Source organism: Phycicoccus jejuensis, assembly GCF_000720925.1.
GTDB lineage: Bacteria > Actinomycetota > Actinomycetes > Actinomycetales > Dermatophilaceae > Phycicoccus > Phycicoccus jejuensis.
Window position 1 is genome coordinate 328381 of record NZ_JOEE01000003.1, and the last position, 14974, is coordinate 343354.

Annotated in this window: 13 protein-coding genes; 8 read left to right on the forward strand and 5 right to left on the reverse strand. The window is 75.9% G+C overall.

Features of this window, described 5'->3' with window-relative positions:
• Window positions 1-137: 137 nt before the first annotated feature.
• The 7 genes from IG69_RS0107830 to IG69_RS0107860 are packed head-to-tail and all read left to right on the forward strand — an operon-like array spanning window position 138 to window position 8159.
• Complete coding sequence (locus IG69_RS0107830; RefSeq protein WP_036829544.1) at window positions 138-866, forward strand: glycosyltransferase family 2 protein; 729 nt, start codon at window positions 138-140, stop codon at window positions 864-866.
• Window positions 863-1288, forward strand: coding sequence for a DUF2304 domain-containing protein (locus tag IG69_RS20115; protein ID WP_051750347.1), 426 nt, complete (start codon window positions 863-865; stop codon window positions 1286-1288). Before IG69_RS0107830 ends, IG69_RS20115 begins: the two co-directional genes overlap by 4 nt.
• Window positions 1285-2325 (forward strand): glycosyltransferase family 2 protein, encoded by a 1041-nt coding sequence (locus IG69_RS0107840; RefSeq protein WP_051750348.1) that lies wholly within the window; start codon window positions 1285-1287, stop codon window positions 2323-2325. Before IG69_RS20115 ends, IG69_RS0107840 begins: the two co-directional genes overlap by 4 nt.
• Window positions 2322-4199 (forward strand): glycosyltransferase, encoded by a 1878-nt coding sequence (locus IG69_RS23100; protein WP_051750349.1) that lies wholly within the window; start codon window positions 2322-2324, stop codon window positions 4197-4199. Before IG69_RS0107840 ends, IG69_RS23100 begins: the two co-directional genes overlap by 4 nt.
• Window positions 4196-5482 carry a lipopolysaccharide biosynthesis protein gene (locus IG69_RS0107850; RefSeq protein ID WP_030527611.1) on the forward strand — a complete coding sequence of 429 codons (1287 nt, stop codon included), beginning with the start codon at window positions 4196-4198 and terminating at the stop codon, window positions 5480-5482. Before IG69_RS23100 ends, IG69_RS0107850 begins: the two co-directional genes overlap by 4 nt.
• Window positions 5479-6726 (forward strand): hypothetical protein, encoded by a 1248-nt coding sequence (locus tag IG69_RS20940; RefSeq protein ID WP_051750350.1) that lies wholly within the window; start codon window positions 5479-5481, stop codon window positions 6724-6726. Before IG69_RS0107850 ends, IG69_RS20940 begins: the two co-directional genes overlap by 4 nt.
• Window positions 6723-8159 (forward strand): hypothetical protein, encoded by a 1437-nt coding sequence (locus IG69_RS0107860; protein WP_030527613.1) that lies wholly within the window; start codon window positions 6723-6725, stop codon window positions 8157-8159. Before IG69_RS20940 ends, IG69_RS0107860 begins: the two co-directional genes overlap by 4 nt.
• A gap of 80 nt (window positions 8160-8239) precedes the next feature.
• Here IG69_RS0107860 and ahcY read toward each other — a convergent pair whose 3' ends face one another.
• Both ahcY and IG69_RS0107870 read right to left on the reverse strand, forming a co-directional pair.
• Complete coding sequence (gene ahcY, locus IG69_RS0107865; RefSeq protein ID WP_030527614.1) at window positions 8240-9691, reverse strand: adenosylhomocysteinase; 1452 nt, start codon at window positions 9689-9691, stop codon at window positions 8240-8242.
• Between the two features lie 352 nt (window positions 9692-10043).
• Entirely contained in the window at window positions 10044-11096 is a 1053-nt protein-coding gene (locus IG69_RS0107870) for a cation diffusion facilitator family transporter (protein ID WP_051750351.1), read from the reverse strand.
• Between the two features lie 40 nt (window positions 11097-11136).
• On the opposite strand from IG69_RS0107870, the gene IG69_RS0107875 reads away from it, so the two are divergent.
• Window positions 11137-11673, forward strand: a complete 537-nt coding sequence (locus IG69_RS0107875) for a YbaK/EbsC family protein (protein WP_030527616.1) — start codon at window positions 11137-11139, stop codon at window positions 11671-11673.
• Here the strand turns inward: IG69_RS0107875 and IG69_RS0107880 are convergent.
• The 3 genes from IG69_RS0107880 to IG69_RS0107890 form a co-directional block, all read right to left on the reverse strand.
• Complete coding sequence (locus tag IG69_RS0107880; protein WP_030527617.1) at window positions 11654-13423, reverse strand: hypothetical protein; 1770 nt, start codon at window positions 13421-13423, stop codon at window positions 11654-11656. The two genes, IG69_RS0107875 and IG69_RS0107880, sit on opposite strands and share 20 nt — an antisense overlap.
• A 122-nt stretch (window positions 13424-13545) precedes the next feature.
• Entirely contained in the window at window positions 13546-14709 is a 1164-nt protein-coding gene (locus IG69_RS0107885; protein WP_030527618.1) for an SIS domain-containing protein, read from the reverse strand.
• A gap of 13 nt (window positions 14710-14722) precedes the next feature.
• On the reverse strand, window positions 14723-14929 hold the full coding sequence (locus IG69_RS0107890; RefSeq protein ID WP_030527619.1) for a Trm112 family protein: 207 nt from the start codon (window positions 14927-14929) through the stop codon (window positions 14723-14725).
• Between the last annotated feature and the right edge of the window lie 45 nt (window positions 14930-14974).

Genomic DNA, 14974 nt, shown 5'->3' on the forward strand with positions numbered 1-14974 from the left:
ACCGTTCGGCCAGTCGTCGCGGACATCCGGCCCGGGCCCGGGCCCGCGTCCTGTACGACGTGCGCAGGCCCGCACTAGCGTCGAGGAGCGCCCCGGCCCGCGGGGCCCCGAGCAGCGGTGGAGGTGCTGTGACCGGCATGCTGCGCACCCTCGTGGTCGTCCCCGCGCTCGACGAGGAGCACACCGTCGCGGCCGTCGTCGCCGGCGTGCGTCGCGACCTCCCGGGCGCTGACGTGCTCGTCGTCGACGACCACTCCTCCGACGCCACGGGCGCCCGCGCCGCCGCCGCCGGGGCCGTCGTGGCGCGGCTCCCGTTCCGGCTCGGGGTCGGCGGCGCGGTCCGCACCGGCTTCACCCACGCCGTCCGCGAGGGCTACGACGTCGTCGTCCAGGTCGACGGCGACGGCCAGCACGACACCCGGCACCTGCCCGAGCTCGTCGCCGCCCTGGAGGCGGGTGCCGACGTGGTCGTCGGCGCGCGCTTCGCCGGAGCCGACCCCTACGGCGTCTCGCGGACCCGCCGGGCCGTCATGGCGATCCTCGCGCGGCTCGTGTCCGCGATCGTCGGGTCGCACCTGACCGACGTCACCTCCGGCTACCGCGCCGCCGGCCCGCGCGCGGTCCGCGTCTTCGCCGAGCACTACCCGGCCGAGTACCTCGGCGACACCCTCGAGACCCTCGTCATCGCGCGGCGCTGCCGCCTCGTGGTGCGCCAGGTCCCGGTGCGGATGACGGCACGCGAGCACGGCCGCCCCAGCCAGGGGGTCGTCGGGTCCGTCGTCTACCTCTCGCGCGCCGTGGCCGCCATCGGGCTCGGGATGGTGCGCCGCTGGTCCGTGCCGGTCCCGGTGGAGGGCGCCCCGTGAGGCCCGACGGCTACTGGCTCGGCCTCGTCGGGGGCGTCATCGTCCTCCTCCTCAGCCTCGAGCTCGTCCGCCGGCGCCAGGTGCGGGGGCGGCTCGCCCTCGCCTGGGTGGTCCTCGGCGCGGCCGCGGTCGTCCTCGCCCTCTTTCCCGAGCTGCTCGGCGACCTGTCGGCGGCGGTCAACGTCCAGGTGCCGCTCAACCTCGTGCTCTTCTCCGGCGTCCTCTTCCTCCTCGTCGTCTCGATGCAGCTGGCCAGCGAGGTCGGTCGCCTCGAGTCGCGCACCCGCCGGCTCGCCGAGGAGGTCGCCCTGCTTCGCGCCCACCTGCCCGCCGCGGGTGGGTCGCCCGCCGCGGACCCGTCGACCCCGGCCGCCGCGGACACCGCCGGCGCCGCCCGACCGACGACCCCCCGGGCGTCGTGAGGACCTCCGTCGTCGTCGTCGGCCACGGGCCCGAGGCGGGCCTCGAGGCCTGCCTCGCGTCGGTCACGGCGCAGATGAGACCGGGCGACGAGGCCGTGCTCGTCGACAACGGGCTGACCCGCAGCGTCGAGGTGCCCGGCGTGCGCCGGCTCGACGCCGGGGGCAACACCGGCTTCGCGGGCGGCGCGGTGACCGGGGTGGCCGCGACGAGCGGCGACGTCCTCGTGTTCGTCAACAGCGACGCCACGATCCTGCCGGGGTCGCTCGACGCCCTGCGCTCCGCGCTCGGAGACGAGTCGGTCGGGATGGCCTGCGGCAGAGTCGTTCTCGAAGACCGCCCCGACACTGTCAACGCCGCCGGGAACCCGGTGCACGTCACCGGCCTCTGCTGGGCCGGGGGCCTCGGCGAGCACACCACGCGGCACGCCACCCAGCGCGACGTCGCCTCCGTCACGGGCGCCTTCTTCGCGATGCGCCGGGCGACGTGGGACCGCCTCGGGGGCCTCGACGCCGACTTCTTCATGTACTACGAGGACACCGACCTCAGCCTGCGCTGCCACCTCGCGGGGCTGCGCGTCGTCGTCGTCCCGGAGGCCGGCGCAACCCACGCGTACACCTTCAACCACAACCCGAGGACGATGTACCTGCTCCAGCGCAACCGCCTGACGAGCGTCCTCACGACCTACCCCGCTCCGCTCCTGCGGTGGGCGCTCCCGCTCCTGCTCGCGAGCGAGGTCGCCCTCGTGGCCGTCGCCGCCCGCGACCGGTGGCTGCGCGAGCACATCAGCGCGCTCGCCTGGCTCGCGCGCCACCCCCGCCACCTGGTCCGCCGCCGGCGGCGGGTGCAGTCGCTCGTCACCCACCCGGACGCGCTCCACGACGTCCTGACGACGACCCTCTCCGCGGCACAGGTGCGCCCCGCCCCGGGGCAGGCGCTCCTCGACCGGCTCGTGGCCGGCTACTGGCGGCGCGCGGTCGTGGGCTCGCGGGCCGCATCGCCCCGGGCGGCACGCCCGCTCGGCGAGAGCGTCCGATGACGTCGTTCGCCGGCCGTCCGGGCGCCGTCGTCCTCGCGGCGTACCGCCCCGACCCCGACCTGTTCACGGTGCAGCTGCGCTCGATCCGCGACCAGACGCTCGGCTCCTTCCGGTGCCTCGTGGGCGCCGACGGCGGCCGGGACGAGGTCCGGCGGCTCGTCGTGGCCGCCGTCGGTGACGACCCGCGCTTCGAGGTCGTGGGGTGGGACGACAACGTCGGGCTCTACCTCAACGTCGAACGGCTGCTGGGCTCGCTCCCCGCCGACGCCGCGTGGGTCGCCCTCGCCGACCAGGACGACCGCTGGTACCCCGAGAAGCTCGAGCGACTCGTCCCCCACCTCGACGAGGTGGCGCTGGTCTCGGGACAGGCGCGCGTCGTCACCGCGACCGGCCGGGTGCTCGCCGCCCGGACCGACCGGCGCGTCGTCGCCCCGGGCAGCCTGCTCCTCGCCAACCAGGTCTCCGGGTCCTTCTCGGTGCTGCGCCGCGAGGTCCTCGACACCGCGCTCCCCTTCCCCCGTCTCGCGGTGGCGACCCAGATGCACGACCACTGGCTCGGCCTGTGCGCCGCCGTCGGCGCCGGGTACACCGTCGTCGACGAGCCGCTGCAGGACTACGTGCAGCACGGTGGCAACCTCGTCGGTGAGGTCGAGCGCCGCCACCCCCGGACGCCGTGGGGGGCGCTCCGCCTCCTGAGCCGCCTCGCCGCCGACCACGCCGGGACGACGGGTGCCGCCCGCATGGTGCGCGCCGCGGCCGCGAACGGCCTGGGGTGGCGCCGCCTCGTCGCGGCCGAGCTGGTGACCCGTCGCCCCGGTCGGCGCTCCGACGAGCTGCCCGCCGCGATCGGGACCGCGCCCCGGCGCAGCGCCCTCGCGCTGCTGCGGGCCGTCGGCTCGGGCGCCCTGCCGCGACCGACCGCCCTCACCCTCCTCGCCGGTCTGCCCGGCGACCTCGTCGGGCGGGGCGCCATCCCGCTGTCGACGGTCGGGCCGACCCCGTCGCAGCAGCAGGCCGTGACGCCGTGCACCTTCGTCGTCGTGCTCTACCGGACCGCACCGGGCGACTCGCTGACGCTGCGCACCCTGACCGAGGCCCTCGGACCCGCGCATCCCCACCAGGTCGTCGTCGTCGACAACGGGCCCGTCCCGGACCCGGAGGGTGCTCGAGCCGTCCCGGGCGTCGACGTCGTCCACGCGTTCCCCGACAACCCGGGACTGGCGGCGGCCTACCGCCTCGCCGGCGAGCACGCACGCGGGCTGGGGCACGAGTGGGTCGTCCCGCTGGACCAGGACACCCGGGTCACGCGCGCGTACCTCGACGCGCTCGAGGGGACCCTGTCCTCCCCGGGGCTCCCCGCCTCGGTCGCCGTCGTGGCGCCGGTGCTCGTCAGCGGCCGACGGTCGCTCTCGCCGCACGGCCCGGTCCGGCTCGAGGCCCGGGCCTGGCGGACCGCCTCCCTCCTCCCGGCCGCCGCGGGTTGGCACCACTACAACAGCGCCGCGGCCGTCCGGCTCTCCTCGCTCGACGCGGTGGGGGGATTCCCCGCGGACTTCCCGGTCGACGGCCTGGACCACGCCGTCGGGGCGCGGCTGCGACGCGCCGGCTTCGCCCTCCAGGTCCTCCCGGTGGAGCTCGAGCACCATCCCTCCTGGCGCGAGCCCCGCGCCGTGGCGCCGGCCCGCTTCGCCGCGATCCTGCGCACCCAGGAGCGGCTCGCCCTCGACGGACCGCGGTCGGAGGGCGCCTGGCTGCTCGTGCGCCGGCTGCTGCGGGTGGGGCTGCTGCTGGTGGGCCTGCGCCGCACGCCGTCGTGGTCGGCCGAGCTCGCCGGGCTCGTCCGCGCCGGCCGGGTCGCGTGCGGGGTCCGATGACCACGCTCGTGCGCGACCCCCGGCTGACCGAGTCCGACCGGCGGCTCCTGCGCAGCGCGGCCCCGACGCTCCTCGCCGGGGCCGTCACGCTGCTCGTCCCCGTCATCGCCCGGGGCTTCCTCGACGACCGGGACTATGCGCTCTGGGCGCTCATGACCACCGTCACCGTGTCGACGCTCCTCCTGGACCTCGGCGCCTCCGTGTACGTCCAGTCCTCCGGCTACGGCCGCTGGCCGCGACGGGACGTGTACGCACGGGCGGTCGCCATGTCCACGGCGGGCAGCGTGGTGGCCACGGTCCTCGCCCTCGGGACCTCGCTCCTCGTCCGGTCCTCCGCCCCGCTCTCCGACCTCACGACGGGGAGCATCGTCGCGCTCGTGCTCGCCACCGGGGCTGCGTCGGCCGTCCGTGGCGCGTTCACCGTCCTCGCGGCCCGGCTCCAGGTGGCCGAGGCCTTCCGTCTGCGCACCGTCGCCACGATGGTCCAGGTGGGCACGCAGGTCGCGCTGGTCGTCGCGGGCCTGGCGCTGGGTGCCGGGGTGTGGACGCTGCCGTGCGCCCTCGCCGTCTCCTCGGCCCTCGCCCTCGGGGGCGGCCACGCCGTGCTCCGTCGCCGGGTGGTCGTCCACCCACCCGCGGCGCCCGCGGCGTCGCCGGTGCGCTTCGCCGTGGGTCGCACGGCGGCCGCGCTCGTGGCGGTCGTGGCGAGCCAGGCGGACCGCTGGGTGCTCGTGACGGTGGCCGACCCCGCCTTCGTCGCCGACTACGACCTCGCGCTGAGGTTCGCCGCCCTGCCGCTCGGTCTCGTCGTCGTCCTCGCGGCGGGGCTGGTCCCCGAGAGCGCCTCGCTCCCGGACGGACCGAGCCGCCGGGCCCACGTCCGGCGGGCGACGCGGCTGTGCCTGCGGGCCGTCGTCCCGCTCTCCCTCGCCGTCCTCGTGAGCGTGCTGGTCGTGGGCCTGCTGGGGCTGGTGCCGCTCTCCGCCCGCACGGTGCTGCTCCTCGGGCTGGGCCTCGTGTGGTGCGGGGTCAGCGCGCTCACCGCACCGACGACGCAGACGCTCGTGGGCGTCGGACGACCGCAGGCGGAGCTCTGGTACGCCGTGCCCTCCGTGCTGCTGGCGGGAGCCGGGTGGCTCGTCGCGGTCGCCGCGCAGTCACCCCTCGGCGTCCCCCTCGCGACGGGCACCGCGACCGTCGTGTGCTCGGCTGCCTTCACGGTGTACGGGCTCCGGTTCGCCCGGTACGAGCCGGGCTCCCGGCCCACGACCCACCCCCGATGACCTCCGTCGCCCTCCGGCCGGCCCGTCCCGCCGTCGCCGTCGCCACCCGGCTCGACGCGGTGGTCGCCGTCGCGGTGTTCCTCGTCGCGCGGGCCGTCTCGGCGGTCTTCCTCGTGGTCAGCGCACCCGACCAGATCGCCCTCACCGACTCACCCACGTACCACGTCGAGGGCACCTCCCCCGCGGCGCCGGGGTACTGGCAGGTCATCACCAACTGGGACGGCCAGTGGTACGAGACCATCGCCCGCCACGGGTACCCGGACGACCCGTCGGTCCTCGGCCCACCCGCCGAGCGCAACCCCTACGCCTTCTCGCCCCTCTACCCGTTCCTCTGCCGCGCGGTCATGGCCGTCACCGGGGCCGGGTTCGGCGTCGCCGGGGGCCTCGTGAGCCTCGTGGCCGGAGCCGTCGGCTGCGCGCTGCTGGCGCGCTGGCTCGTGGTCACCCGGGGCCGGATGACGGCCCACCTCGCCGTCGCCGGGCTCGTGTGCTTCCCCACGGCGGTCCTCTTCCAGGCGACCTACACGGAGTCGCTCGCCCTCGCCGTCCTCGTCCCGACCCTGCGCGCGATCCACGAGGAACGCTGGCGCCCCGCGGCCGGGCTGCTCGTCGTGCTCGCCGTCACCCGCCCGATCCTCGCGCCGCTTGCGCTGCTCCTCGGCCTCGCGCTGCTGCTCGCGCTGCGACACCGTGACGACCCGGCCGCCCGGGTCCGGGTGCGGCCGCTGGCCCTCCTCACGGTCCTCGCGGGGGTCTGCACGCTGGCCTGGCCGGTCGCCGTGGCCGTCATGACGGGCGTGCCGACGGCCTACTTCGACACCATGCGCGCCTGGGTGCGTGCGGGTGGGCTCGGCGGCGGATGGGTGGGCGGCCTGGCCCAGCTCGTCGGTCCCGTGCTCGTCGCCCTCCTCGTCGCGACCGCGCTGGCGTTCGCCGTCGTCCGGCTGCGCCGCCCGGACCGGTTCCGGTCACCGGACGGGCTCGGCACCTGGGGGACGAGCTACCTCGGCTACGTCCTGATGACGACCACGGTCAACCCCAGCCTGGCCCGCTACGCCCTCCTGACGCTCGTCCCGGTCGAGCCCCTGCGTCGGGCGCTCACGGGGCCGCTCGACCGGGTCGTCCGCAGCCAGAGCCGCGTCCTCCTCGGCGCCGGCCTGCTGCTCTGCGCCGAGCTCGCCGTGCAGCTGTGGTGGGTCCGGACGCTGTTCGTGGTGACCAGCCCCGTGGCGCTGCCCCCGTGACCGGCACCCCGCCCTCCGGCGTCGGCCGCCCGACGGCGCGCCGCGAGTGGTCGACGCCCGCGTGGACCCGCGTCGCGCCCGTGGCCCTCCTCCTCGTCGTCGTGGCCGTGCGCACCCTCCGGCCGATCGAGGACCCCGACACCTGGTGGCACCTGCGCGCCGGGCAGGAGCTCGCGCAGCGGTTCGAGCTCGTCGGGCCCGACCCCTGGAGCCCCTTCACCACCCACGCGTGGATCCGTCACCAGTGGCTCGGCGAGCTCCTGCTCGCGGGCGTCCACGCGGTCGGCGGCGTCGGCGCCGTGGCGTGGCTGGTCACCGTGTTCGCCCTCGTCACCGTCCTCGCCTGCTACGCGATGGCGCGCCGGCAGGCGTCCGTGCTCGTCTCCACCGCGGTCGCCCTCGCCGCCTTCGTCGGGGCCTCGATGACGGTGACGGCCCGCCCGCAGTCGCTCTCCCTCCCGCTCGCCGTCGTCGCCGCGCACGGCTGGACCGCCACCGCCCGGGACGGCCGCGTGCGCTGGTGGCTCGTGCCGCTCACCTGGGTCTGGGCGTGCTGCCACGGCTTCTGGTTCGTCTCCCCCGTCCTCGGCGGAGTCGTCGTCGTCGGGCTGCTCCTCGAGCGGGCGCCGCGCACCCTCCTCGCGAGGACGGGAGCGGCGACCGTGGCGTGCCTCGCCGTGGCCGCGCTGACGCCGGTGGGCCCGCGCCTGCTCGCCGCCCCCTTCGAGGTCGGCCGCATCACCGCGCTCATCGAGGAGTGGCAGCCCCCCACGCGCGACCTGCCGGCCTTCGTCGTCACCGTCGGGATGGCGCTCCTGCTCGTCGCCCTGCGCTCACGCGGGCCGCTGCCCTCGTGGCCGGAGATCGGCGTGCTCGGGCTCGCCTCCTACCTCGTCGTCAGCCACGGGCGGACGGTGTCGCTCGCGGCGGTGCTGCTCGTGCCCCTCCTCGCTCCGGCGCTCGAGCGCCTCGTCCCCTTCGCGCGGGAGCGTGTCGCCCGCCCGGAGGTGCTGGCCCTCGCGGTGGCCGCGGTCCTCGCGGCGGGCGCCTCGGCGATCTCGGTCACCGGAGCCGTGACCCGCCCCGCGGCCTTCCCGACGGCCCTCGCGGGCCCCCTCACCGCGCTGCCCCGCGGCAGCGTCGTGTGCAACGACTACGACGCGGGCGGATGGCTCTGGTGGGCGCACCCGGCGCTCGTCCCGGTGGTCGACGGCCGGACCGAGCTGTACGACGCCCGCGACGTCGAGGACTACGCCCGGTTCGCGGCGGGCGGCCCGGGCACGACGGCCCTCGCGGAGCGCCGCGGGTGCGCGGTGGCCCTCGTCCGCACGGCGTCTCCCGCGGAGCGGACCCTCGTGGCCTCCGGGTGGGGGGCGTCGGCGCGGGCCGACGGGTGGGTCCTCCTGCGCCGTCCGGCGTCCGCCGTCCCCTGACCGGCCGTGCAGACGCCGAGGGCCGCCCGGACGGTGTCCGGACGGCCCTCGTGGGTGTCGGTCGGGGACGACCGACGACCTCAGTAGCGGTAGTGCTCCGGCTTGTACGGGCCGGCGACGTCGACGCCGAGGTACTCGGCCTGCTCCTTGGTCAGCTCGGTGAGCTCGACCCCGAGCGCCTCGAGGTGCAGCTCGGCGACCTTCTCGTCGAGGTGCTTCGGGAGGGTCTTGACCTCCGGCTTGCCGTCCTCGTCGAAGTACTCGTCGGTCTTGCCGAACAGCTCGATCTGGGCGATCGTCTGGTTCGAGAACGAGTTCGACATGACGAAGCTCGGGTGGCCCGTCGCGTTGCCGAGGTTCATGAGGCGACCCTCGGACAGGACGATGATCGAGTCGCCGTCGTCGAACGTCCACTCGTGGACCTGCGGCTTGATCTCCTGCTTCTGCACGCCCGGGACCTTCGCGAGACCGGCCATGTCGATCTCGTTGTCGAAGTGGCCGATGTTGGCGAGGATCGCCTTGTTCTTCATCTGCTGCATGTGCTCTGCGGTGACGACGTTGAAGCAGCCGGTCGAGGTGACGACGATGTCGGCCTGGTCGACGACGTTCTCGAGCTTGGCGACCTGGTAGCCGTCCATCGCGGCCTGGAGCGCGCAGATCGGGTCGATCTCGGTGACGATGACGCGCGCGCCCTGACCCCGGAGGGACTCGGCGCAGCCCTTGCCCACGTCGCCGTAGCCGGCGACGACGGCGACCTTGCCGCCGATGAGGACGTCGGTGGCGCGGTTGAGGCCGTCGATGAGCGAGTGACGGCAGCCGTACTTGTTGTCGAACTTGCTCTTGGTGACCGAGTCGTTGACGTTGATCGCCGGGAAGAGCAGCTCGCCGGCCTCGGCCAGCTGGTAGAGGCGGTGGACACCGGTGGTGGTCTCCTCGGTGACGCCCTTGATCTCGGCGGCGACCGTCGTCCACTTCTGCGGGTCCTGGCCCATCGTGCGGCGCACGAGCGCCTTGAAGACGCCGAACTCCTCGGTGTCCTCCTCGGTCGTGGGGGGCACCTGGCCGGCGGTCTCCCACTCCTTGCCCTTGTGGACGAGCATCGTGGCGTCGCCACCGTCGTCGAGGATCATGTTGGCGCCCTGGCCGCCCGGCCAGGTGAGGATCTGCTCGGTGCAGTCCCAGTACTCCTCGAGGGTCTCGCCCTTCCAGGCGAAGACCGGGACGCCCTGGGGGTCCTCGGGGGTGCCGTGCGGGCCGACGACGATGGCCGCGGCGGCCTCGTCCTGCGTCGAGTAGATGTTGCAGGAGGCCCAGCGGACCTCGGCACCGAGCGCGGTGAGCGTCTCGATGAGCACCGCGGTCTGCACGGTCATGTGCAGCGAGCCGGCGATGCGGGCGCCCTTGAGCGGCTGGCTGTCGCCGAACTCCGCGCGCAGGGACATCAGGCCGGGCATCTCGTGCTCGGCGAGGCGGATCTGGTGGCGACCGGACTCGGCGAGCGAGAGGTCGCGGACCTTGTGGTCAACGGGCATGCGTGAGCTCCTCAGGAGGTCGTTGCGATTCGGTTGACCGGCATCGCCCATCTGGGCCGCGCGTTGCGAGGGTCATCACCCGGGCCGGTGCAGCGCCTCTCAGGATACCGCAGCGGGCGTGCGCCCTCCCAGCCGTCGCCCCGGCCTTCGACGCCGGCGACCTCGGGGTTGGCCGGCGCGGGGAGCCCGCACGTGCGGGGTCATCGCTGTCAGAACCGGTCCTTGACCCCGACAAGCCCGCACGTGCGGGGTCATCGCGGTCCGGACCGGCCGGCGATCACGACAAGCCCGCACGTGCGGGGTCATCGCGGTGAGAACGGCCGGCGGGCGCGGGCGGGGCGGGCTCGAGGCCTCAGCCGCGCGACGCGTCTTCGACGGCGGACTCCCGCGGGTCGGCCGAGACCTCGCCGGGACCGTCGACGCTCGGGCTGCCGGGGGCGGTGTCGACGTCCGGCTCGAGGTAGATGACCAGGCGCACCTCGGGGACGCTGTCGCGGGCCGCCTGCTCGGCCTCGTTGATGGCGGCGATGACCTCGGCGGCGCTGTCGGTCTCGCCGACGGCCAGCTTCGCGGCGACGAGGACCTGGTCCGGGCCGAGGTGCAGGGTGCGGCTGTTGATGACCCGGTCGACCGCCTCGGGCGACTCCAGGGCGGCGAGGATGCGCTCGCGGGCCCGGGGCGAGGCGGCCTCGCCGACGAGGAGCGAGCCCATCTCGACCGCGAGCACGGCGGCGAAGACGACGAGCAGCACGCCGATCGCCCCCGACCCGATGCCGTCCCAGACCGGGTTGGCCGTCACGAGCGTCAGCCCGACGCCGGCCACCGCGAACCCGAGGCCGATGAGCGCGCCGAAGTCCTCGAGGAGCACGACGGGCAGCTCGGGCGACTTCGTCGTGCGGATGAACCGGACCCAGCCGCGGCCCCGGCGGACCTTGTTCGACTCGCGGATCGCGGTGCGGAAGCTCAGGCCCTCCATGACCATCGCCGCCACCAGCACGGCCAGCGGGACCCACCACCACCGGGACTCGAACGGGTCGTAGTCCTCCTCGCCGAGCGACTCGCGGATCTTCTCGTAGGCCTCGTAGAGGGCGAACAGCCCACCGAGGACGAAGAGCATGATCGCGACGAGGAACGAGTAGACGTAGCGCTGCTGCCCGAAGCCGAAGGGGTGCTCCTGGTCCGGCGCCCGCCCGGCGCGCTTGCTCCCGACGAGCAGCAGCACCTGGTTGCCGGTGTCGGCGACCGAGTGGATGGACTCCGCGAGCATCGACGAGAAGCCGGTCAGGAGGAAGGCGACGAACTTCGTGACGGCCACCCCGAGGTTGGCGAGCAGCGCCGCGACGACCGCCGCCGAGCTCTCCCCCGACGACCCCCCGGATGACCCGCCGCTCTTCGTCTCGCTCATGGGGCGATCCTAGGGAGGCCCGGGCCCGTACCGTCGTCGCATGCCCAGCGCACGTGGAACCCTCGACTGGATGCCCGCCGCCGAGCACCCGGAGCTGCTCGCCCCACCGGTCGCCGCGGCGGTCGGCGAGGTCGACGGCGCGCTCGTCGCGGCCATCGACGCCGACCTCGCGGACACCGCCGCGTTCTGCGACGCCTACGACGTCGCGCTCGGGGCGAGCGCCAACTGCGTCGTCGTCGCCGGCCGCCGCGGGGGCGAGACCCGGTACGCCGCCGTCATGGTGCTCGCCACGGACCGCGCCGACGTCAACGGCGTCGTCCGCCGCCACCTCGACGCCCGCAAGATCTCCTTCGCCCCGCACGACGAGGCGGTGGGCCTCACGGGGATGGAGTTCGGCGGGATCACGCCGGTCGGCCTGCCCGAGGGGTGGCCGGTGCTCGTCGACGACGCCGTCGTCGAGGCCGGTGAGGTCGTCATCGGCAGCGGGACCCGCGGCGGCAAGCTGCTCGTCACCGGCGTCGACCTGCTCGCGCTGCCCGGGGCCGAGCGGCTCGCGCTCACCCGCCGCCCGGACTGACCCCGCCGCAGGCGCCGTCCGCGGCGGGGTCCGGCACGAGGACGCGCACGGTGAGGGCGGTGACGACCGGCTCCCCGTGGCTCGGGTGGAAGCGGTGGACCTCCCGGTAGCCCCGGGCGGGGTCGAGGCCCACCGCCGACGCCGCCGGGACGACGCCCAGCGGGTTGTCCGGGTCGGCGACGAGGACGACGGCGGAGCACAGGTCCCGCCGGTCCTCCTGCCCGAGGGTGAGGGCCGCCCCCCGGTCGGCGCCCCGGAAGGTCCCGAAGAAGGACGCGCGCCCCAGCGGACGGGTCCCGAGGAGCAGCTGGTAGCCGGCGCCGAACCCGGTGAGGTCGACCGACGGACGCCCGGCCAGGTGCTCGCGCTGCCGCGCACCGGTCAGCCCGCGCACCAGCGCGGTCGTGTCCCGGTCCAGGCCGAGGGTGCCGCCCAGCACCGGTGTCGTGGACCTCGCCCCGAGCACCCCACGGCCCTCGACGGCGTCACCCAGCCAGAGCACCTGCGTGAGGACCGTCGTCGTCACCAGCGTGAGCGCGACCGGCACCGCGAGCCGGTCGGTGCGGGGCCACCGCGCCCGCACGAGGGCGAGCCCCGTCGTCACGGCGAGGGCCCAGCAGGCGGCCGCCTGGGTCATCGTCGCCGAGAACCCGGTGTTCGTGCCCACGGCGACGGTCCAGGGCAGCACGACGAGCACGCCGGTCAGGAGCACGGGTGGGCGGGGGGCGCGGGACGCAGCGAGGGCGAGGAGGCCCAGGGCACCGAGCCCCCACGGCAGGAGCAGCTGCGCGGACTGGGCGCCGTAGCCCTGCGCCGACAGGAGCCACGCGCCGAGCACGGCCACGCCCACCGGGACGACGACGCCGACGACCGTCGCCAGGCCCGTCGGCCACCGCGGCACCGCGCTGGAGCGCACGTCGTGGAGGGCGAGCAGCAGGGGCAGGAGGACGAGCGGGCCGAGGACGAGGAGCACCCGCGCGGGCACCGGGGCGACGCCGAGCATCGCGAGCCACGACGAGTGCGTCGCTGCCGCCTCGTCGACCGCCAGCCCGCCCGCGAGGTGCCGGACGAGACCGCCCGGCGAGAGGCCGGCCACGACGAGGACGGCGGCGCCGGCCCCCACCGCACCGACGAGGGCGCAGGCCACCGTCGGCAGGACCTGGCGACGGCCGGCGCACAGGGCGGCGAGGAGCACGAGCGCGAGGGCGGCCGCGGTGGTCGGCTTCCCCGTGAAGGCGAGGACGCCCGCCGCACCGGCGAGCGCTCCCCACGCCGGGCGGCGGGTCGTCCAGACCCGGGCGAGGGCGACGACGAGCCAGAGGGCACCGAGCAGCGCGACCACGCGGTAGCCGGGGACGCGGCCCACCCCGACGTAGGCCGTGGCGGTGGAGGCCGCGACGACCGCCGTCGTGAGGAGCGACCGGCGTCGCGTCACCTCGACCCCCTCGGCGCGCAGCAGCGCCGACACCGACAGGGCGGCCGCGGCCGCGGTCACGAGGAGCGCGCCGAAGCCCACCGCCTCGAGGAGGGCGACGTCCCGTCCGACGAGCACCCACACCGGGTGCAGCAGGTACTGGACGGTGACGACCTCGCGGTCGAGCGCGACCCCGGGGTGCTCGGCGAGGACGAGGGTCCAGGCGCCGTCCCAGAAGTCGAGGCCGCGTCGGAACGAGGCCAGCTCGAGGACGACGGAGGCCGCCGCGAGCGCGACGACGACGGCCGTCGCGGCACGGTCGGTCGAACGAGCCATGACGCGCTCCCTCCCCACGGTGCCGGACGGCCGCCACCCTAGGGGCGCCCGTCAGGCCGGCGAGGTGCCGCCGGGGCGGGCCCGGCCGAACGGACGAGTCGGTCCCGGCCCAGCAGGTGCGCTCAGGAGGTGCGGTCGCGCAGGTCCGTGACGTGCCGCGACACCGACGGGTCGAACCCGAGCCCGAGGGCGAGGTAGGTGGCCGCGAAGTCGGTGAGGGCGACGAGCGACGCCAGCCGCTCGAGCGGGTGGCCGGCGCGGGCCTCCTGCTGGAGGACGACCGCACCCGCGTCCTCGGCGGAGGCCACGACGGCGTCGGCGAGGCCGGCCGCGGCCGGGTCGAGGGTGGGGTCGCGCAGGACGAGCAGGCCGAGGCGGGGCATCGCGGGCCCGTCGAGGTAGGGGTCGGCGAAGATGTCGCGCCCGCCGCCCGCTCCCCCGCCGTCGCGGGCCCCGAGGCCCGCCGCGAAGGGCCCGTCCAGCGCGGCGACGGCGGCGCTCGCGGCGTCCGGCAGGCGGCCGTGCGTCGCCGGGACGCGGGCGGTGCGCGAGAGCATCTGCGCGGCCCGGCAGGCGGCGACCCCCGTGAGGGCGCCGTCGCCGAGGACGACCGGCACCGTGCCGTCGAGCGAGGTGGCGAGCACCTTGGCCGGGTTGACGAAGGCGTCGGACGACGGCCGGCACTCCTCGGCCACCTCGTCGAGGACCCGGGCGACCCGCTGCAGCGCGTCGTCCGGGGCGTCGGCGAGCCCGAGGCGGTCGGCGGCGACGAGGACGGGGACGAGCAGCGACCAGAGCGCCGTGCGCGAGGACGGCGCCGGCAGGGCGACCTCGACGTGGACGCCGCGGGCCCGGGCGGTGACGTCGGCCAGCGGCGAGTCGGCCGCCCCGACGGTGAGCAGCGACGCCCCGCGGCGGCCGGCCTCGGCCGCGAGGGCGAGCGGGCCGGCGGCGCGCCCGGACTGCGAGACGGCGACGACGAGGTCGAGGGGGCCGACCCAGCCGGGCAGCGGCCCGTCGGCGCGCAGCATCACCGGGACGGGTGAGCCGGGGTCGGTCAGGCAGTCGAGGACGTCGCCGACGACGGCCGAGCCGCCGAGGGCGGCGACGAGCACGGAGCGCGGGCGCTCACCACCGGCGACGCGCGCGATGCCCGCCTCCTCGGCGGACACGAGGGAGCGCCGGACCTGGGCCCCGGCCTGCGCGAGCGAGCGCAGCGTGTCGCGGGAGTCGAGCGCCGCGAGGGCCTCGACGTCGTCGAGCCGTGCCTCGTCGACCCACCCCATCGCGGCGTCCGTCTCAGGCCGGGTGCCGGGCCTCGTCGACGAGGAGCACCGGCACTCCCTCGTCGATGCGGTAGGCGAGGCCGCAGGCGCCGTTCGTGCAGACGAGCTCGGGACCGGAGGGACCGGTGTCGTCGCGCAGCTCGCTCCGGCACGCCGGGCAGCGCAGGATCTCGCGCAGCCAGGGCTCGAGGTGGGCGCTGGTGCCGGCCGGCTCGCTCATGGGGTCCTCTCCGGGGTGTCTGGACGTCGTCGCCGATCCTCCCAC

What these genes read in the sequence shown, in the direction of transcription:
- IG69_RS0107830 (WP_036829544.1), top strand. Translation starts at nt 138, where the DNA reads ATGCTGCGCACCCTCGTGGTCGTCCCCGCGCTCGACGAGGAGCACACC.
- IG69_RS23100 (WP_051750349.1), top strand. Translation starts at nt 2,322, where the DNA reads ATGACGTCGTTCGCCGGCCGTCCGGGCGCCGTCGTCCTCGCGGCGTAC.
- IG69_RS0107850 (WP_030527611.1), top strand. Translation starts at nt 4,196, where the DNA reads ATGACCACGCTCGTGCGCGACCCCCGGCTGACCGAGTCCGACCGGCGG.
- IG69_RS20940 (WP_051750350.1), top strand. Translation starts at nt 5,479, where the DNA reads ATGACCTCCGTCGCCCTCCGGCCGGCCCGTCCCGCCGTCGCCGTCGCC.
- ahcY (WP_030527614.1), bottom strand. Translation starts at nt 9,691, where the DNA reads ATGCCCGTTGACCACAAGGTCCGCGACCTCTCGCTCGCCGAGTCCGGT.
- IG69_RS0107870 (WP_051750351.1), bottom strand. Translation starts at nt 11,096, where the DNA reads ATGAGCGAGACGAAGAGCGGCGGGTCATCCGGGGGGTCGTCGGGGGAG.
- IG69_RS0107875 (WP_030527616.1), top strand. Translation starts at nt 11,137, where the DNA reads ATGCCCAGCGCACGTGGAACCCTCGACTGGATGCCCGCCGCCGAGCAC.
- IG69_RS0107880 (WP_030527617.1), bottom strand. Translation starts at nt 13,423, where the DNA reads ATGGCTCGTTCGACCGACCGTGCCGCGACGGCCGTCGTCGTCGCGCTC.
- IG69_RS0107885 (WP_030527618.1), bottom strand. Translation starts at nt 14,709, where the DNA reads ATGGGGTGGGTCGACGAGGCACGGCTCGACGACGTCGAGGCCCTCGCG.
- IG69_RS0107890 (WP_030527619.1), bottom strand. Translation starts at nt 14,929, where the DNA reads ATGAGCGAGCCGGCCGGCACCAGCGCCCACCTCGAGCCCTGGCTGCGC.